Below are 18,776 nucleotides of genomic sequence, written 5' to 3' on the forward strand. Positions count from 1 at the left end.
TCCGGGCCACGTGTCGCCGGTCAGCGACTCACATCGGCGATGCGCCAGTGACGTGCCCGCTCGTACTGTGAGCTCAGACGCGCGAACGTCCCACCCGTGAGCAGCAGTTCCGCCGGTGTGCCGGTCTCCACGACCCGGCCGCCGTCGAGCGAGACCACGTGGTCCGCGGCGGCCAGGGTGGCGGGGCGATGGGCGATCACGATCACCGTGCGGCCGGGGTCGGCGCCGAGGTTGGCGATGGCGCCGGTGATCGCCGCCTCGTTCTCGGGGTCGAGAGCGGACGTGGCCTCGTCGACGAGGACGATGCGCGCCCGCTTGAGCATCGCCCGGGCGATCGCGACGCGCTGACGTTCGCCGCCCGACAGCTGCGCGCCGCCCTCACCCACCCGGGTCCGCCAGCCGGCGGGCAGACGGTCGACCACTTCGTCGAGCCGTGCCGCGGTGGCCGCCTCCCTCAACTCGTCCCAGCTCGCCCCGGGGCGCGCCAGTCGCAGATTGTCCTCGATGGTGTCATCGAACAGATAGACGTCCTGGAAGACGATGGCGATTTCGTCGAGCAAGGTGCTCGGGTCGAGTTCGCGCACATTGACGCCACCGACGCGCAGTTCTCCCGAGTCGATGTCGAAGAATCGGGCGATGAGCCGGGTCACCGTCGTCTTCCCGGATCCCGACGGTCCGACCAGGGCGGTGGTCGTGCCCGGCCGGCAGCGCAGGGATACGTCCTTGAGAGCAGGTGTGTCGCCGCCCGGATAGGTGAAGGTGACGTTCGAGAACTCGACCTCGGCCTCGGCGATCTCGCGCACCGGCTCGTCCGGAACCGGCAGCGGGGGAGTGGACAGCAGTTCCTCGATGCGTCCGATCTGGTTCCGCAACGCACGCAGGGCACCGATGAGTTCGATGAGGTTGCCGAGCGGTTCCAGGAAACGAGCGGCCAGCACGAGGAGCACGATCGCCTCGGCGACTTCGACGCGTCCGCTGAGCATGAGCTCGGCGGCCAGGGCGAGGACCGCGATGAATCCGGCCATGATCACACCGGTGTAGACGAAGAACGGCTGCCGCGCGCGGCGCATGCCCTCCCGATAGGCCTCACGGTGGTCCTCGAGCGCGGCGCGCATCTGCGGCGTCCCCTCGGCATGGCCGGCGGCACGCAGGACCGGCTGGGCCTGGCCGAACTCGATCGCCCGACCGGCGACCCCGGCCGCCGCCCGCTCCAGCTCGGTCTCGGAGGCCTCGGCGATCCGCGCGGCACGGCGCAGGGCCAGGTAGGCGACCAGGGCGATGGCGCACAACAGCAGCGCCATCCGCCAGTCGACCGTGAACGTCACGACGACGACCGTCGCGGGCAGCAGGGTCGAGGTGACCACGGGCCCGCCGATCGTCACGGCGAGGTGGGCGGCGCTGCCGACATCCGCGGTCACCGCCCGCGCGAGCCGGGCCTTGTGCTCGGCGGTGAACCAGCCCAGCGTCAGCGTGCTCACATGGTGCATCAACCGCCGGCGCAGCTGCGCCGCGAGCGTGCCCGCCGCCGTGAAGCCCACCGGGGTGGCGACGATGCTCAGCACCGCGTACAGCACCGCGCCGACCGCGCCGAGCACGAGCCAGGGTGTGACTGCGCCGATGTCCGGTTCGGGTCGCACGACGGCATTCAGGATCGGGATGAGCAGAGCGAGCAGCAGACCCTGCAGGACCGCCTGCGCCGCTGTGAGCAGCCACAGTCGGGCCAGCAGTCGCGGATTCGGCCAGAGTCGGTACAAGCGGCGGATCACGCGAGCACGCCTTCCTGTGCGGCCCACATCCGGGCGTACAGCCCGTCGCGCGCGAGCAGTTCTTCGTGGTTGCCTTGCTCGACCAGCCGTCCCTTGTCGAGTACGAGGATCTGGGCGGCGCCCGCGATGGTGTGCAGCCGGTGGGCGATCACGATCACCGTCTTGCCCACGGCCAGGTTGGCCAGTGCCTCCTGAACCGCCGACTCGCTGTCGGCGTCCAGTGCGGCCGTCGCCTCGTCCAGGACGACGATCGGCGCCCCGGAGAGGATCGCCCGCGCGATCGTCAGCCGTTGCCGTTCACCGCCGGACAGACTGCCGCCGCCCGCGTCGAGCAGTGTGCCGTACCCGTCGGGCATGCTCTCGATCACGTCGTGGATGTGCGCGGCGGCGGCCGCCTCGTGGACCTCGGCGTCGCTCGCGCCGGGCCGGCCGATGCGGATGTTCTCCGCCACGCTGTCGCGCAGCAGGACGACGTCCTGGAAGACCAGGGACATCGATGCCAGCAGTTTCGCGGACGGGATCGAGCGCACATCGACCCCGCCGATCCTGAGCGACCCCTCCGAAACCTCGTGGAAGCGCGGCAGCAGGCCGGCGAGGGTCGTCTTGCCGGCGCCCGACGGACCGACGATCGCGGTCACCCGGCCCGGCGGACAGACGGCGCTGATCTCCTCGACCGCGTTGGTCACACCGTCGTAGGAGAAGGAGACCCGGTCGAACTCGACGCCGTGGTCACCGGGCGTCTGCGGGTCGGCGGGCTCGGGCAGAGGTGGACGGGACAGCAGCCGCTCGATGTTGGCCGCACCCATCCGGCCCTTGCGCACCCCCTGGGCGGCGGTCACGGCGGGGAGGACGGAGTTGGGCAGCCCGATGGCGACGACCAGGAACGCCACCAGGTCCGCGACGGCGAGCGAGCCGCGGTCGACGAAGGCCAGCCCGGCGGCCGCCACGGCGGTGAGGACGGCCATCTCCGAGCCGAACAGCCGCGAGGCCGCGGAGCTGTGGCGCACCTCGGCGACCCAGACGGCGAAGGCCTCGGTGTGCTCGTCCACGGCGTCGTCGAAGCGGCTCAGGACGCGGCCTCCGGTGCCGAACGTCTTGACCACCTGGATCCCGTCGGCGTACTCGACGCCGGCGGCGCTGATACGGGCGTCGGCGGCGACCAGCCGGTCCATATGGGTCGTCATGGACCGCATCGAGACGCGGAAGAAGATCCCCATCAGGAGAAGGACGCCCAGCACCACGAACGCCATGCGGACATCGACGAGGAACAGATAGCCCGTGGCGACGACCATCACGGTGGCCGCCCCGGTCAACTGCCCCAGGGCGTGTGCGATGACCTCGTGCATCTCCTCCAGGTCACCCGTCATCGCCCGCTTGACCTTGCCCGAGCCCGTGGCGCGGAACCAGCCGAGCGGCAGCTTGCCGAGGTGGGTCACGATCCGTACGCGCACGTCGTGCAGGATCGCCGCGTCGGCGTAGTGCCCCACACGGGAGGACTGCACGAACAGGACGAGCCAGACACCCGCGCCGGCGGCCCCGATGCCGACCCAGGTCCAGATGGCGGTGTGCGACTCCGCGGGGTTGTCGAGCATGAGCCGCGCGATCTCGGCCACGGCGATGTAGGGCACGATGCCCGCCGCCGCACTCAGGCACGACAGGGCCGCGCAGAGGGCGAGAGAGGTCCGGATCGGAGTGAGCAAGCGCAGTAAGGCGCCGGGTCCGGCCAGCCTCGGAGACTGCGGTGTCGGTGATTTCATTAGGGTACCCTAACAGGACGACTGAACCTCATTCAATAATGTGCGCACCGCCCTCGCGACACCTTCCGGGCCGCTACCGAAGGGAACGTCTCCCCATGTCCCAGCCGAACCTCGACCACCCGTCACCGAGCCGCGGATTACGTACTGCTCCGTACCGGACCCGTCTCGCCGCACTCGGCGCCCTCCTCGCGCTCACGGCCGTCGGAGCGACCGGGTGCGCAGGCGCCGACACCGGCTCGCGCCAGGAAGGCCGAGCGAGCGGAACGACCTTCGAATCCTGCGGTCGTACCGTCGAGCTCGACCGGGCCCCGAAGCGGGTGGCGATCACCACGGACGCCATCGCCGACACCCTGTTCGCGCTCGGCGTCGGCGACCGGATCGTCGCCAAGACACGCGGCGAGTCCGCTCCCGCGCCCGAGTTGAAGGAGCGCCTGGCGGCTCTGCCCGGTCTCGGGACGCGCAACCCGAACACCGAGGCGCTGATCGCCGCCAGGCCCGATCTCCTGATCACCGATCAGGTCGAGAAGGTCTCCGGCAAGGGGGGAAGCCCGAGCGTCGCCGAACTGAAGCGGCTGGGCGTCGCCACCTATGTGGTCGGTGGCGGGTGCGCGGCGGACCTGAGCGCGGACACCTCAGGTCTCGAAGCGCTGGACGCCGACCTCCGCCAACTCGGCGCGATCTTCGGTGTGGAGACACGTGCCCGGGCGCTGGCCGGCACGCTGCGCGGCAGCCTCGACGAGGTACGCCGGCGGATCGCCCGGGAGCCCGGACGCGAGGTCGCCGAGATCTCCCAGGTCGCCGGCCAGCTCTATGTGACCACCGGCGGTCTCGCCGACGACGTGCTCGAACGGGCGGGCGGGAAGAACGTCTTCGCCGACCTGCCGGGTCAGTTCGCCCCGGTCAGCGCCGAGCAGATCGTCGCACGCAACCCCCAGGCCATCATCGTCGACGACTTCACGGCGACGACGAAAGGCCGGAAGGACGCGATCGCGTTCCTGAAGCGGACGTTCCCCACCGTGGACGCGGTCAAGAAGGGACGATTCCTCGTCATCGACGCGGCCAAGACCGGGGCGCGCGGCAGCACCAGGCCGGTGGAGGGCGTCACCGAGATAGCGCGCTTCCTGCACCCCAGCACCTCCGGTACCCGGTAGGGCTCGCGATGCACCAGCAGACACCCACCCCCCTCGCCACCGCTGCCGAAGAGCGCTCGCAAGGCGGCCGACGGCCGACCCTGAGCCGCGGTGGCCGGCCGGCGCCCCTCGCCGTCGCCGTGCCGCTGCTGTTCGTCCTCCTCCTCGGCACGGTCTGCGTGGCCGTGTCGGTGGGATCCGTCGGTGTGCGGCTGGGGACCGTCACCCAGGTCATCGCCGATCACCTGTTCGGCACCGGGACGTCCGCCGGGGTCATGGGCGACCAGATCGTGTGGCACCTGAGGCTGCCTCGGGTCCTGCTGGCCGCCGTCGTCGGCGCGGGGCTCGCCGCCGTCGGTGTCACGTTGCAGGCGACCGTCCGCAATCCGCTCGCCGACCCCTACGTGCTCGGTGTCTCCGCCGGCGCCGGACTGACGGCCTCCGTCGCGATCACCCTCGGGTCGGTGGCGGTCGCCGGCCTGTCGACCTCGGCCGCGGCCTTCGTCGGAGCGCTCGTCGCGATGATCGCGGTCCTCGGACTGTCGCGCCGCGCCGGCCGGGTCGTCCCGAGCCGCCTGATCCTCGCCGGGGTGACGCTCTCCTACCTGTTCAGCGGAGCCACCAGCTTCGTCATCTTCCGCAGCGGCAACGCGGACGCGGCGCATTCGGTGCTGTTCTGGCTGCTGGGCTCCCTGTCGGAGTCGTCGTGGTCGAACCTGGCGCTGCCTACGGCTGCCGTGCTGGTCGTCGGCGCCTGTCTGACGCTGCGGACCCGGACGCTCAACGCACTGGCGGCCGGTGACGACGCGGCTCTCTCGCTCGGCGTCTCCGTGCACCGCGTCCGCATCCGCCTCCTGGTCCTCGCCTCCCTCCTGACCGGCGTGCTCGTCGCCGTGTCCGGCGGGATCGGCTTCGTGGGACTCATCGTTCCCCATCTCGTGCGCCTGGTCGTGGGCCCGGACCACCGCCGACTCCTCCCCGTCGCCATGCTCGTCGGCGCGATCTACCTCGTCGTCGTCGATGTGCTCTGCCGTGTGCTCGTCCGCCCCGAGGAACTCCCCATCGGGATCGTCACCGCCGTGCTCGGCGCGCCGGTCTTCCTGTGGCTGCTGCGACGCTCGGAGGTGTCATGAGACTCCATCTGTCCGGCGTGAGCGTCCGGATCGGTTCCTCCCCGGTCCTCGCGGGGTGCGACCTCACCGTCGAGGACGGCGAACGCGTCGGCCTCGTCGGCCCCAACGGCAGCGGAAAGACCTCGCTGCTGCGTACGGTCTACCGCGCGCTCGACCCCTTCGCCGGCAGGGTCGCGCTGTCCGGGGACGACGTACGTACGCTCGGTCAGCGCGAGGTCGCACGGCGTGCCGCGCTGGTGGCCCAGGACAGCACGCCGGACTTCGACTTCACCGTGGAGGACGTCGTGGCCATGGGGCGCGGCCCGTGGCTCGGGACCTTCGAGTCGCTCACCGGCCCCGGGGACGCGCCGATCGCCGCCGCACTGGAGCGGGTCCGGCTGGCGGACCACCGCACCCGCAGGCTCTCCACCCTGTCCGGGGGCGAGCGGCAGCGCGTCCTGGTGGCTCGCGCGCTGGCTCAGGGCAGCCCGCTGCTTCTGCTGGACGAACCGACCAACCATCTCGACGTGTACGCGGCCCTCGAACTTCTGGAGCTCGTACGTGATCTGGGGCGAGCGACGCTGTGTGTGCTGCACGACCTCAATCTCGCGGCCACCTACTGCGACCGGATCTACGTCCTGCACGGCGGGCGGATCGTCGCGGACGGCCCGCCCGCGGACGTGCTCCACCCCGAGCTCGTCCGGACCGTCTTCGGGGTCACCTGCACCCGCCTGACCCATCCGGTCACCGGCGGCCTCCTCCTCGCGTTCTCCCCGCAGCAGGTCGCCCCGGTCACCGGACTCGGCGGAGGGGCGAGCCCATGAGCGGCATGCCGGCAGGGTCGATGCCCGATGGCGTCACCTCCCGCAGTGCCGCGATACTGCGACCGATCGTTCCGTCGTAACCGTTCTGTCGAAGCCGTTCCGTCGAAAGGGCCCTCGTGACGCACCAGTTCCCCGCAATGACCCGGCTCGGCCTGGGTGGGGTCGCGCTCCTGCTCGTCCTGGCGGGCTCCGCCCTGCCTGCCGTGGCGTCGCCTGCCGATACCGCCCGCAGTACCGCGCCGCCCACCGCCGAGGAGCAGCGCCTGGACCGGGCCGTCCCGCGGGAGATCCTGCGGCGCAGCGGGTTCGACGCCCTCGCCCCGGGCTTCGCCCACGCCCTGGAGGGCGCCCGCGGCTATGCGCAGGCGGAGCGGGTGGTGAACCGCCACGGCTCGGCGCTGTGGCGGCGCGCCGTGGACCGCGCCCAGGGCCGTGGCCCCGCCACGGGCGACCTGAGCCGCGGCGACGACCGTCCGCTGTACTGGGCCCGGCTCGCACTCAGCCGTGAACTACGGGCGTGGACACCTCGGTTCGCGCTGGACGACCAGCGACGCAAGGCTCTGCACACCGCTCTGGAGACCTCCTCGCGCGGCCAGCAGGACATCCGCCACCCGGGCCGTCAGGTGAAGCGCGTCCTCGTCACCGGCTTCGATCCGTTCACCCTGGACCGGGACGCCCGGATCGGCAACCCCTCGGGCGCGAGCGCGCTCGCCCTGGACGGCACCCTGGTGCGCACCGCCCAGGGGCCCGCCCGAATAGAGGCGGTCGTCTTCCCCGTGCGGTGGACGGACTTCGCCGAAGGGGCCGTCGAGCGGGCCCTCGCCCGGCAGCTGCCGCACCTGGACCTGTTCACCACCATAAGCCAGGGCCGCCAGGGCCGCTTCGACGTGGAGCGCACCAACGGCGCCTGGCGCGGCGGCTTCCCCGACAACGAGAACCTCGCCCGCACCGGGACCGTCCCCGTCACCGACCCCGCGTCGCAGCCGCAGTGGACCTCCACGACCCTCCCGTACCGTCAGCTCACCGAAGCGGAGACGGGTCCCTTCCCCGTGTACGACAACACCCAGGTCACCGAGATCCCGGCGGGTGCCACCCAGCCCGTGACCAGGCCCGACGGGCCGACCCCGGGCTCCACCGCGCGGGCCGGGGGCGGCGGCGACTACCTCTCCAACGAGATCGCCTACCGGGCCACCCTGCTCCGCGACCGGATGGGGCTGTCGACGCTGCCGGGCGGCCATCTGCACACGCCGGTCCTGCAGTTCGGCGCGGGGAACGAGAACCCGGCGACGGGGGAGATCACCGACCCCGGCTTCGAGCGCAACCGCTCGGACATCGTGCGCCAGGTACGGGCGCTGGTGCAGACGGCGGTGAGTGCGGCCCGGTGAGTACGCCCCGGTGAGCCCCGCGGCGTCGGCGGTGCCCACGCCTGCGACGATACGGGGGCACCGCATCGCCCTCGAAGACGTCCCCCGGTGGGGCTAATCCACGGGCACGCCGACAGGACCGGAAGAGGCACGCTGACATGACCCAGAAACGCGATCGCTGGGCGGAACTCACCGGCGGACAGGCCGGAGAGGAGTACGCCCGGCGTTTCGCGCGGCTCGCCGAGTCGGGCCACGACGTCCACGGCGAGGCCACGTTCTGCGCCGCGTTGGTGGAGCCCGCCGCCCGGGTGCTCGACGCCGGCTGCGGCACCGGGCGGATCGCCGTCCGCCTCGCCGAACTGGGGCATCGCTGCACCGGGGTGGACGTCGACGCCTCGATGCTCGCCGTGGCCCGCCGCCAGGCCCCCGGACAGGAGTGGCTCCTCGGGGATCTGGCCCGTACGGACACCCTCGGCCTGCGACCCGATTTCGACCTGGTCCTGGCCGCCGGAAACGTCATCCCCCTCCTGGCCCCGGGCACCGAAGCGGCCGTCATCGGGCAGCTGGCCGCCGTGCTGCGGCCCGGCGGCCTGCTGGTCACGGGGATGGGGCTGGACGCCGCACACCTGCCGCTGCCCGAAGCGCCCTTCGGCCTCGCGGACTTCGACGCGTGGTGCGACCGGGCCGGACTGACCCTGCGGCAGCGCTACGCCACCTGGAGCGGCGACCCCTACGTCCCGGGCTGCGGCTACGCCGTCAGCGTGCATGTCCGCCCGGACCGATGACTTTCCCGGGCGGGGACGGTCTGCCCAGGTATGAAGAAGACGCACACGCTCAAGACCGCCGACGCCGACCTCGTTTACGACGTGCACGGGCCGCTGCCCACCGCTGACGGCCGCCCGCCGCTGTTCATGATCGGGCAGCCCATGGACGCCACCGGGTTCGCCGCGCTCGCGGCCCGTTCCGCCGAGCGCACGGTGGTCACCTATGACCCGCGCGGACTCGGCCGCAGCGTCCGCAGGGACGGGCGGGACGACCACACCCCCGAGACCCAGGCCGACGACGTGCACGCCCTGATCCAGGAGCTCGGCGCCGGTCCGGTCGAGATGTTCGCCAGCAGCGGGGGAGCGGTCACCGCGCTCGCCGTCGTAGCCCGCCACCCCGGCGATGTGACCGTCCTGGTCGCCCACGAGCCGCCGCTCATCACCCTCACCCCGGACGGCCCGGCGGCCGTGCGGGCCCGTGCCGCCGTCCGGGAGGCGTACCAGAAGCGGGGGTGGGGGGCCGGAATGGCCGCCTTCGTGGCCATGACCTCCTGGGAGGGCGAGTTCACCGAGGCGTACTTCGCACAGCCGGAGCCCGATCCCGCAGCGTTCGGGATGCCCACCGAGGACGACGGATCACGGGACGATCCGCTGCTGTCCGACCGGTCCTGGGCGATCAGCGGCCACCGGCCGGACGTCGACGCGATCACCGGCGCGCCCACCCGCGTCGTGATCGCCGTGGGGGAGGAGTCGGAGGCCGTCCTCACCGGGCGCACCTCCGCCGCGACCGCCGAGCTGCTCGGGCTGCCGGTCACCGTGTTCCCGAGCCATCACGGCGGATTCCTCGACGGCGAGTTCGGCTACCCGGGGAAGCCGGACGAGTTCGCCCGCCGTCTGCGTGAGGTACTCGACGGCGCCGCGTGAGGTCCAGCGTGATCGCTGCCGGTCGGGGTAGCGAAAGGCTATGAGCACTGACAGAACACCCACCGCTCCCGCCGGATATGTGCAGCCGGAACTCGACGTCCGGGCCCTCACCGAGGTCCTGGACGGCGAGTACGCCGAGATCCGCGACCTGGTCCGCACCAACCTGGTGACGTACGCCTCGGTCCTTGAGGAGGCCGAGGAGCTCGGCTTCGACGCGTACCGCGAGCGGGTGCGCGACATCGTGGTCGAGATGGCGGCGACGGGCCAGACCGGCATGGGCTTTCCGAAGCGGTACGGCGGGGGCGGTGACGTCGGGGCCTCGATCGCCGCGTTCGAGACGGCCGCCTTCGGTGATCTGTCGGTGCTGGTGAAGACCGGCGTGCAGTTCGGGCTCTTCGGCGGCGCGATCCTCCACCTGGGCACCGAACGCCACCACGACGCCTACCTGCCGGACCTGATCACCGGGAAGCTGATGGGCTGCTTCGCGATGACCGAGACCGGGCACGGCTCCAACGTGCAGGCGCTCGGCACGATCGCGCGGTACGACGCCGCCGCCCAGGAATTCGTCATCACCACCGAGGGCGACCAGGCCCGCAAGGACTACATCGGCAACGCGGCCCGCCACGGCGAGCTGGCCGTCGTCTTCGCCCAGCTGGAGGTGGGCGGCGAATCCGAGGGCGTGCACGCGTTCGTCGTACCGATCCGGTCCGGCGGCGAGGCGGTGCCCGGCGTCGACATCGAGGACGACGGCCGCAAGATGGGCCTCAACGGCGTGGACAACGGCCGCATCCGGTTCGACGGCGTGCGGGTTCCCCGCGAGGCGCTGCTCAACCGGTTCGCCGACGTCACCCCCGAAGGCGTCTACAAGAGCACGATCGACAACCCCGACCGCCGCTTCTTCACCATGCTCGGCACCCTGGTCCAGGGCCGGGTCAGCGTCGGCGGCGCCGGGGTCAACACCGCCAAGGTGGCCCTCGCCATCGCGACGAAGTACGCCCTGCGGCGGCGGCAGTTCGCGGCGGGCTCCCAGGAGGAGGAGCAGCTCCTCCTCGACTACGGCCTGCACCAGCGCCGTCTGCTGCCGCTCATCGCGCAGACGTACGCGCTGCACTTCGCCCAGGACGTCCTGCGTGCGCAGCTGCACAACGTCTTCTCCGGCCTGGAGGACGACCCGCAGGCCCGCCGCCGGCTGGAGGCCCGGGCCGCCGGAACCAAGGCGCTCGGCACCTGGCACGCCACCCGGGTGATCCAGGAGTGCCGTGAGGCGTGCGGCGGCGCCGGCTATCTCGCCGTCAACCGGTTCGCCGCCCTCAAGGCCGACAGCGACATCTTCACCACCTTCGAGGGCGACAACCACGTCCTGCTGCAACTCGTCGCCAAGGGCCTGCTCACCGACTACGCCAGCGAGTTCGAGGACCTTGACCAGCTCGGCATGGTCCGCTACGTCACCGGCCTCGCCGTCGAGACGGTCATCGAGAAGACCTCGGCCCACAAGCTGCTCGAACGCGTACGTGACCTGCTGCCGGGCGGCGACGAGTGGGACCAGGAAGCAGGGCTGCTGGACTCCGAGTACCAGCTCGCCATGCTCCGCTACCGCGAGGAGCACATGCTCGCCGGAGTGGCCCGCAGGCTCAAGGCCGGGGTCGACCGCAAGCGCGACCCGGGCGCCGTCTTCTCGGAGGTGCAGGACCACGTCATCGCCGTCGCCCACGCCCACGTCGAGAGGCTGGTGCTGGAGGCGTTCGTCGAGAAGATGCGTACGCTGCCCGAGGACGGCAACAAGGTCGCACTGGGCCTGCTCTGCGACCTGTACGCCCTGTCGACGATCGAGGCGGACCGGGCGTGGTTCATGGAGCACGGCCGGCTGACCGTCCAGCGCTCCAAGGCGATCACCCGCGAGGTGACCGACCTCTGCCGCAAGGTCCGGCCGCTCGCGGGCGGTCTCGTGGACGCGTGGGGCGTCCCGGCCGCCATGCTGCGCGCCCCGGACCTGGTGGGCTGATCCGACGGCGCCCGCCCCTGAGCCCAGGGACGGGCGCCGGTCCCGGGTCAGCCGGTGAACAGCTGGGTGGCCTTGCGGAACAGCTCGTACAGCCCGTACGCGAGCGGGGTGCCCACCCACAGCCAGGTGAAGACGATCAGCGGCCGCCGGTCCCTCACCTCAGGCGGATTCGGACTGCTGCTGCCGGACATCGGACGCTCCCTTCTGCGCCGGTACGGCGTCGAGGTGGTGGGACGGGTGGACCGGCCGGACCAGTTCATTGGCCACGAAGCCGATCGCGAGCAGGGCCATCATGATGAGCAGCGACGTCCCGTACAGCTCCGCGCCGTGCTTCCCGGCCTCCTCCTGCCGGTCGGCGATCCAGTTCACGATCAGCGGCCCCAGGACCCCGGCGGCGGACCAGGCGGTGAGCAGCCGTCCGTGGATCGCCCCGACCTGGTAGGTGCCGAACAGGTCCTTCAGGTAGGCGGGGATCGTGGCGAAGCCGCCTCCGTAGAAGGAGAGGATGACCAGCGCGCACAGGACGAACAGCGGCTTGGAGGAGCTTCCGACCAGGGCGATGAGCGCGTACATGAGCACGCCCGCGCCGAGGTAGACGCGGTAGATGTTCTTCCGTCCGATGAGGTCGGAGGTGGAGGACCAGCCGATGCGGCCGGCCATGTTGGCCGCCGAGAGCAGCGCCACGAAACCGGCGGCGGCGGTCGCCGACACGGGCGCGGAGGTGTCCGCGAAGAAGTCCGAGATCATCGGCGCGGCCTTCTCCAGGATCCCGATACCGGCCGTCACATTCGTGCAGAGCACCACCCACAACAGCCAGAACTGCGGCGTACGCAGCGCCTGGCGCGCCGAGACCCGGGGGCCGTCCACGGCCGTGGTGCGACCGGCCGTCCGTTCCTCGGCGCGCGGGCGCGGCACCCGTACCAGCAGGACGCCGAGCAGCATGAAGACGGCGTAGGACAGGCCGTGGACGAGGAAGGCCAGCGCGATGCCGGAGCTGTCGCTGCCGAAGGACTCCAGCATCTGGGCCGACCAGGGCGAGGCGATCAGCGCGCCGCCGCCGAAGCCCATGATGGCGATGCCCGTGGCCATGCCGGGACGGTCGGGGAACCACTTGATCAGCGTCGAGACGGGCGAGATGTAGCCGATCCCGAGGCCGATGCCGCCGACGAAGCCGTACCCGAACACGATCAGCCAGAACTGTTCGGTCGCGGCGCCGAGCGCGGAGAGCAGGAAGCCGGAGGAGAAGCAGACGAGGGCGACCGTCATGGCCCAGCGCGGACCTCGGCGCTCCACCAGGGTGCCGCCGAAGGCGGCGGAGAGGCCGAGCATGACGATGCCGAGCTGGAAGGGCAGCGCGCTCTGTGTTCCGCTGAGGCCGAGCGCGTCCTCCAGCGGTGGTTTGAACACGGACCAGGCGTAGGCCTGGCCGATGGAGAGGTGGATCGCGAGGGCGGCGGGGGGCACCAGCCAGCGACTCCAGCCCACGGGGGCGATGGGGGGACTCATGGGTCCCCAACCGTACTGAGTGGGAAAGTGGTTGAGAAGGTTGTTGAACGTTCTTTCACTCTGTTCGTTTTCTGTGACGGTGAGGCGCCCTTACCGCCGGCCCTGGCCCTGGGACGACGTCGCCGCGAGCACCAGCTCCACGCAATGCGCCTCCAGCCGCTCGCGTGGCACGTCGAGCGTGCCGTGCAGCCACCCCGCGAAGAGGCTCGCCAGACCGCCGACCAGCGCGTGCGCGGCCATCCGGCGGTCGACGGCGTCCCCCGTGGCGGCGAGCTGGCCGCCGACGAGGTCGGTGAACACCGGCATGAGCCGGTGGCTGTGCGCGCCGAGCACCGGGTCCGCGAAGGGCTCCAGGAGCAGCAGACGGCCCTTGTGCGGCGCGTCCAGGACCAGGGCGACGAAGGCGGCGACAGCGGCCCGGGCCCGGACCTCGGGCTGAGGGTCGCTGAGCGCCACGGCCTGCTCCAGAGCCCTCCTGGCCTCGTCCGCGACCCGCTCGAAGGCGGCGAGGAGGAGGTCGTCGCGGCCGGCGAAACTCTCGTAGAAGTAGCGGTCGGTGAGGCGCGCCTGCCGGCAGACGGACCGGACCGTGACGGCCGCGCACCCCTCCTCGCCGGCCAGGCGCTCGGCGGTGTCCAGCAGGATCGTCCGGCGGGCCGCGCGACGATCGGCGAGTTTGGTCCCGCCCCAGCTCCGCTCGGCCAACTCGCCTTCCCCTCCGCTCTGTTGCCCTACGGCCCATTGACGACAGCCGTCCTCACATTTTACCTTTCGATGTGATGACAGGTGTCCTCAGAATGGAGGCGCACATGGAACCATCAGCTCATGACCCGTCCCCTAGCGGCCCGTACCCGAGCAGTCGGGGCCCGAGAGGCCGGGGCCCGACCGGCCCGAGAACCGTCGAACCCGTCGAACCCCTCGGCCCCGACTCCCTCACCTGGCGCTGGTTCGGCGACTGGAGGGGCCTCCTCCTCGCCCCCTGGGCCGGGTCGATGCAGAACATGCACCCCGAGCTGGGTGCGGGCGTCGCCGAGCACTCCCGCTTCTTCGAGGAGCGCTGGGAGCGCCTCTTCCGCTCGCTGTACCCGATCGGGGGAGTGGTGTACGACGGCCCGCTCGCCGCCCGTACGGCCCGCGAAGTGCGCGGCTACCACGCCTCGATCAGCGGGGTCGACGAGCGCGGCCGCCCGTACCACGCGCTCAACCCGGGCACGTTCTACTGGGCGCACGCCACGTTCTTCATGCTCACCGTGCAGGTCGCCGAGCGCTTCGGCGGCGGCCTCACCGAAGCCCAGCGGCACACGCTCTTCGACGAGCACGTCCGCTGGTACGCGCTGTACGGCCTGTCCATGAAGCCCGTTCCCCGCAGTTGGGAGGAGTTCCAGCGGTACTGGGACCACATGTGCGCCGACGTCCTGGAGGACAACCGGCCGACCCGGGACGTGCTGAACATGCGGCGGATCGCCAAACCGCCTCTCCTGCGGCTGCTGCCCGCACCGCTGTGGGCCGTCGCCCGCATCCCGCTCGTCCGGCTGACCCTGTGGATGACGATCGGCCTGTATCCGCAGGCCGTACGCGAACGCCTCGGACTGCGCTGGACGCCCCACGACGAACGGCTGCTGCGCCTGCTGGGACGACTGGTCCACCACGCCTGGCAGTGCGTCCCCGAGCGTCACCGCTTCCACCCGCGCGCCCGTGCGGGCTGGGACCGTGAGCGGGGCCGGCCGGCGGCGGGCCCGGTGGAGACGCCCGCCAGGAACCTGCCGCCGGAGGAGCAGCGCGGGCTTCCGCAGCACTACGTGCCGTAGAAGCCTGTTCAGGTCGGGCCCGCCCAGCTCAGGCCGTCCCGCTCAGGCCCGGCGCAGAACCGTGGCCTCCGTGCCCCAGCCGAGCGCGATGGTCCGCTCGACCTCCCACCCCGACCGGTGTGCCAGGGCCGCGATGGCGGCCGAGTCGCGCAGGGGGCTTCCGGTGGCGGCGTACGCGTGGAGCGCCGCCTCGGCCGCGTGCGGGCTCAGGCCGTCGGGGCGGGAGGCCTCGACGAGGACCGCCGTCCTGGTCCATCCGGCGAGCCGGGTGAGGAGCACGGCGGCCTCCTCGTCGGTGCGGTGGGCGAGGGCCTTCGCGGCGACGGCGACATCGGCGGGGCCGGCCGTCCAGTCGATCCGGTCCGGCGCGGGAACGTACCCGCGCAGGACCGTGACCGGTACGGCGTCCTCCGCGACGCGCAGTCGCGGCCGCCGCCCGGCGTCGTCGAGCGCGGCGGCCACCGACGCACTGCCGGGCCCGGTCAGGAGGCAGGTCCCGATGGACTCCCAGAGGGGATCGGCCGTCAGACCGCCCAGCAGGAAGACCAACTGCTCGCACTCCTCGACCAGTTCGCCGTAGCGCTCCGAGTCCTGGGCCACCGTCTCGTGCAGGGTGCCACCGGAGGCGAGCCGCCAGGGGGACCCGCCGTCCCGGAGCGCTGGAGCGAGGTGGGTGAGGGCGAGCAGCAGCTCGGCTTCGTGCCCGGTGTACTCCTCGCGCTCGTGCTCGTCCAGCAGCTCCTCGCCCGCCGGCCCGAGACGCAGTCCGGTCCCGAGCCGCAGCCCGGACGCGCCGTCACCGGCGGCGACGACCACGCCGTACGTGGCGAGCAGCGGCAGCAGTACGCCGATCCCCGGCCCGCTCACGCCCAGTCGGGTCGCGAGTGCCTCGGCCGACAGCCCCGGCGCGTCGGCCACCGCGTCCACGACACCGAGCCGCAACGCGGCCCGGGCGACCAGCCACGGCAGCGGCGACGGGATCCGGGCGGGGCCCGGGGCGGCGACGGTGCCGGCCGAGGCCTCCGCCTCCGGTGCGGACGCGGGTGCCTCCTCGCGGTGCCAGTACCCCGTGACGTTCAGGCGGTCCTTCGGCAGCTTCCGTTCCCGCTGGAGATACCGGCGTACGGGAAGCAGCGCCCGGCTCTCCGCCGCCGCCCAGACGTACCCCTCACCCGCCTCCACCGGCAGCGCGCGCACGGCGGCCTCCAGTGCGGCCGCGTCACCCGGCTCCGCGACCACCCAGGTGACCGTGTCGCCCTCGCGCAGGGCCAGTTCCTGGCGGGCCGACTCGTCCGAGACGGTCACCAGGACGTGCGCCGGCGCGTCGAGCGGGCGCTCGTCCAGGAAGCGGCCGATCGCGGGCAGGGCCGTCTCGTCGCCGACGAGCTGGATCCAGTCCAGCCGTTCCGGCAGCCGGAGCGACGACTTGGGTCCGACGAACCACAGCTCGTCGCCCTCCCGGGCCGCCGCGGACCAGGCCTCCGCAGGTCCGTCGCCGTGTACGACGAAGTCGAGGTGGAGCTCTCCGGCCTGCGCGTCCACCCGCCGGGGCGTGTAGTCGCGGGTCAGCCGGTGCTCGGCCGGGGTCCACTCGATGCCGTGCGGCAACTGGGCGGGCAGCGCCGCGTGGACGTCGCCGTCCGCGGCCAGGATCAGCTTGATGTGGTCGTCGAACCCGGGTGCGGCGAAGGCGGGATGGCCGGTTCCGTCACGGGTGAACGCGGCGAGCTCCTCGCCGCCGAGGACGACCCGCCGCATCTTGGGGGTCACCTGGTGGACGCCGCGCACGGTGACCCGGCGCAGGACGAGCGGGTGCGTCGTGTAGGCGCGCTGGGCCGCCATCAGGAGAACTGCTTCTCGATGATGTCGAGCAGGGCCATCGACTCGTCGTAGTCACCGCGCAGCACCCAGTACGGCAGGTCATAGGCGTGGTTCGCCTTGAAGGCGGGCAGCGCGCCGTAGACGGGGTTCTTCTTCAGGGTGGCGACGTCGGTCGTGTCGGCGTTGAAGCCCATGACGAAGACGGACGGCTGGGTGATCGTCTGGCCCACCTTCTCGGTCGACAGCTCGAACATGTCACCGCCCTGTCCGTACACCTTGAAGCCGCCGTCCGCGAAGACCGGCGCCGGTTCGATCCCGACCTTCTCCAGCTCGGTGGGCAGGCCCACGCTCTCCACCAGGCCGTAGGCGGTGCCGTCGCCGGTGAGCGCGAGGAACGACACGGGGCCGGGCGGCGGCTTGATGGCGCCCTTCACCTCATTGATGCGCTTGTCGTACGCGGCCACGTGCTGCTTGTACACGCCGGGCTTGCCGAACACGTCGTCGGCCAGGAAGGAGAACTGGCTCCGCCAGTCGCCCAGCTTCTTGCCGACGAGCACGGTGGGAGCGATGCCGGAGAGCTCGTCGTACACCTTCTCCGCCTGGAACAGCGGGAAGCCGATGCCGCCGCCGACGATGAGGTCGGGGTCGAGGGCGAGGATCGCCTCCAGGTCGAAGCCGTCGACGCTCCACGGCAGGAACGTCGTGCCGTCCTCCTTGGCCTCCTTCTCCCAGTACGGGGAGAACTCGCCCTTGCCGTCGGCGTCCTCGGGGATCGTGGCGTGCACCGGTACGTCGAGGTCGTAGAGGTACCCGGCGAGGGCGTGGTTCAGGACGACGACGCGCTTGGGCTCGGTCGGCACCTCGACCTTGCCGTAGTCGGTCGTGACGGTACGGGTCTTCGCGGCGGTCGCCTTGTCCCCGTCGACCGACGACGAGGAGGAGGCCGAGCAGCCGGTGAGGGCCAGCGCGGCGACGAGCGCGCAGGCGAGCAGGCGGGCGGGAGCAGACATGGGACCTCATGTGACTGGGCAGGCTCGAACGTTCGAGCCGTTGGTAAGGTGAGGCTAACCTCGCTGGTTCCGCTGCGCCGATCCGCGTACGACATCGCTGGTGACGGACACGACGCATCGCACACAACGGGAGGCACGCTTGCCGGTGACATCCCTCGGCACCGTGGTCGCCGAGAACGCCATCCGCTTCCTCGGCCACGACACGCACGAGCACGACGAGCCGCACCTCGTCTACGTGGTCAGCGGCAGCGCCCTGCTGACCGCCGACGGCGAGGAGTGGCGGCTCGGCCGTAACGAGGCCCTCTGGCTCGCCTCCCGAGTCCCGCACGCGCTGCGGATCGAGCCGGGAGGCATGGCACTCGGACCCTTCCTCAACCCCTCCGACCAGCCACGATGCCGTGTCCAGCCGCTCGGGGTGGTCCCCGCGATCGTCGAGGTCATGACCACCACACTCGGCGCGGCACCGACCACGGCGGAGCAGGTCCAGCCGTTCCGGCAGGCGCTGGGGCGGGTGCTGAGCGGCATCTCCCGGCCGTACTTTCCCGTCGTGCTGCCCACCCATCCGGCGGTGCGCGCCCTCGCCCGCGAGGCGCTGCGCACCCCCGCCGCGACGCTGGAGCAGCTCGCCGAACGGCACCGGATGAGCGCTCGCCAGGTGCAGCGCGTCGTCCTCGACGAGACCGGACTGCCCTTCACACGGTGGCGCAACCGGGCCAGGATGAACGCCGCCGTCGAACACCTCCGCGGCGGGGGTGAGCTGACGGCGGCGGCCAGGGCGGCCGGCTACGCGACCCGGGCTGGACTGCTGCGCGCGCTGAGCCGCGAGTCCGGGGTGCCGGTGAGCGCGCTCACGGCGGACGCGGTGGGGGCGCTCGGGTAGTCCAGGCGGTTCAAGCAGTTCATGCAGTTCACGTAGCTCAAGCAGTACACGTACGTCGGTCATGCACGGCACTTCGGGCTCCCCGGGTAGCTGGTCGCTCAGGGAGGT

Annotated in this window: 16 protein-coding genes; 9 read left to right on the top strand and 7 right to left on the bottom strand. The window is 71.8% G+C overall.

Annotation, left to right across the window (positions count from 1 at the left end; all coding sequences use genetic code 11):
- Nucleotides 1–20: 20 nt before the first annotated feature.
- Nucleotides 21–1,766, bottom strand: a complete 1,746-nt coding sequence (locus tag R2B67_RS32925; RefSeq protein WP_317823371.1) for an ABC transporter ATP-binding protein — start codon at nucleotides 1,764–1,766, stop codon at nucleotides 21–23.
- Nucleotides 1,763–3,466 carry an ABC transporter ATP-binding protein gene (locus R2B67_RS32930; protein ID WP_317823373.1) on the bottom strand — a complete coding sequence of 568 codons (1,704 nt, stop codon included), beginning with the start codon at nucleotides 3,464–3,466 and terminating at the stop codon, nucleotides 1,763–1,765. Before R2B67_RS32930 ends, R2B67_RS32925 begins: the two co-directional genes overlap by 4 nt.
- A gap of 152 nt (nucleotides 3,467–3,618) precedes the next feature.
- On the opposite strand from R2B67_RS32930, the gene R2B67_RS32935 reads away from it, so the two are divergent.
- From R2B67_RS32935 to R2B67_RS32965, 7 genes are all read left to right on the top strand, one after another.
- The gene (locus R2B67_RS32935) at nucleotides 3,619–4,674 is read left to right on the top strand and encodes an ABC transporter substrate-binding protein (RefSeq protein ID WP_317823381.1); all 1,056 of its coding nucleotides are present in this window, start codon (nucleotides 3,619–3,621) and stop codon (nucleotides 4,672–4,674) included.
- Nucleotides 4,675–4,682: 8 nt separating this feature from the next.
- Entirely contained in the window at nucleotides 4,683–5,786 is a 1,104-nt protein-coding gene (locus R2B67_RS32940; protein WP_317823390.1) for a FecCD family ABC transporter permease, read from the top strand.
- The gene (locus tag R2B67_RS32945) at nucleotides 5,783–6,589 is read left to right on the top strand and encodes an ABC transporter ATP-binding protein (protein WP_317823399.1); all 807 of its coding nucleotides are present in this window, start codon (nucleotides 5,783–5,785) and stop codon (nucleotides 6,587–6,589) included. Before R2B67_RS32940 ends, R2B67_RS32945 begins: the two co-directional genes overlap by 4 nt.
- 116 nt (nucleotides 6,590–6,705) lie before the next feature.
- Nucleotides 6,706–7,974 carry a pyroglutamyl-peptidase I gene (locus tag R2B67_RS32950; protein WP_317823402.1) on the top strand — a complete coding sequence of 423 codons (1,269 nt, stop codon included), beginning with the start codon at nucleotides 6,706–6,708 and terminating at the stop codon, nucleotides 7,972–7,974.
- 137 nt (nucleotides 7,975–8,111) lie between these two features.
- Nucleotides 8,112–8,738, top strand: coding sequence for a class I SAM-dependent methyltransferase (locus R2B67_RS32955; protein WP_317823407.1), 627 nt, complete (start codon nucleotides 8,112–8,114; stop codon nucleotides 8,736–8,738).
- 30 nt (nucleotides 8,739–8,768) lie between these two features.
- On the top strand, nucleotides 8,769–9,641 hold the full coding sequence (locus R2B67_RS32960) for an alpha/beta fold hydrolase (protein ID WP_317823413.1): 873 nt from the start codon (nucleotides 8,769–8,771) through the stop codon (nucleotides 9,639–9,641).
- Nucleotides 9,642–9,681: 40 nt separating this feature from the next.
- Nucleotides 9,682–11,643: an acyl-CoA dehydrogenase family protein gene (locus tag R2B67_RS32965; protein WP_317823418.1), complete on the top strand. Its 1,962-nt coding sequence runs from the start codon at nucleotides 9,682–9,684 to the stop codon at nucleotides 11,641–11,643.
- A 47-nt stretch (nucleotides 11,644–11,690) separates the two neighbouring features.
- Here the strand turns inward: R2B67_RS32965 and R2B67_RS32970 are convergent, their stop codons facing one another.
- The 3 genes from R2B67_RS32970 to R2B67_RS32980 form a co-directional block, all read right to left on the bottom strand.
- Nucleotides 11,691–11,834 carry an MFS transporter small subunit gene (locus R2B67_RS32970; RefSeq protein WP_317823422.1) on the bottom strand — a complete coding sequence of 48 codons (144 nt, stop codon included), beginning with the start codon at nucleotides 11,832–11,834 and terminating at the stop codon, nucleotides 11,691–11,693.
- Nucleotides 11,803–13,149, bottom strand: a complete 1,347-nt coding sequence (locus R2B67_RS32975) for an OFA family MFS transporter (RefSeq protein WP_317823430.1) — start codon at nucleotides 13,147–13,149, stop codon at nucleotides 11,803–11,805. Before R2B67_RS32975 ends, R2B67_RS32970 begins: the two co-directional genes overlap by 32 nt.
- A 90-nt stretch (nucleotides 13,150–13,239) precedes the next feature.
- Nucleotides 13,240–13,854: a TetR/AcrR family transcriptional regulator gene (locus R2B67_RS32980; RefSeq protein ID WP_164236560.1), complete on the bottom strand. Its 615-nt coding sequence runs from the start codon at nucleotides 13,852–13,854 to the stop codon at nucleotides 13,240–13,242.
- Between the two features lie 92 nt (nucleotides 13,855–13,946).
- On the opposite strand from R2B67_RS32980, the gene R2B67_RS32985 reads away from it, so the two are divergent.
- Nucleotides 13,947–14,957, top strand: coding sequence for an oxygenase MpaB family protein (locus R2B67_RS32985; protein ID WP_317825006.1), 1,011 nt, complete (start codon nucleotides 13,947–13,949; stop codon nucleotides 14,955–14,957).
- A gap of 42 nt (nucleotides 14,958–14,999) precedes the next feature.
- On the opposite strand, the gene R2B67_RS32990 is transcribed toward R2B67_RS32985, so the two are convergent.
- Both R2B67_RS32990 and R2B67_RS32995 read right to left on the bottom strand, forming a co-directional pair.
- A complete protein-coding gene (locus tag R2B67_RS32990; protein ID WP_317823434.1) occupies nucleotides 15,000–16,799 on the bottom strand; it encodes a siderophore-interacting protein in 1,800 nt (599 codons plus the stop codon).
- Entirely contained in the window at nucleotides 16,799–17,788 is a 990-nt protein-coding gene (locus tag R2B67_RS32995; protein ID WP_317823436.1) for an ABC transporter substrate-binding protein, read from the bottom strand. Before R2B67_RS32995 ends, R2B67_RS32990 begins: the two co-directional genes overlap by 1 nt.
- A 139-nt stretch (nucleotides 17,789–17,927) precedes the next feature.
- Here R2B67_RS32995 and R2B67_RS33000 point away from each other — a divergent pair, with 139 nt between their 5' ends.
- Nucleotides 17,928–18,668: a helix-turn-helix domain-containing protein gene (locus R2B67_RS33000; protein WP_317823437.1), complete on the top strand. Its 741-nt coding sequence runs from the start codon at nucleotides 17,928–17,930 to the stop codon at nucleotides 18,666–18,668.
- Nucleotides 18,669–18,776 lie beyond the last annotated feature (108 nt).

Origin of the sequence: Streptomyces cyaneofuscatus (assembly GCF_033109485.1) — a bacterium.
In the GTDB taxonomy this organism is placed as follows: domain Bacteria; phylum Actinomycetota; class Actinomycetes; order Streptomycetales; family Streptomycetaceae; genus Streptomyces; species Streptomyces cyaneofuscatus.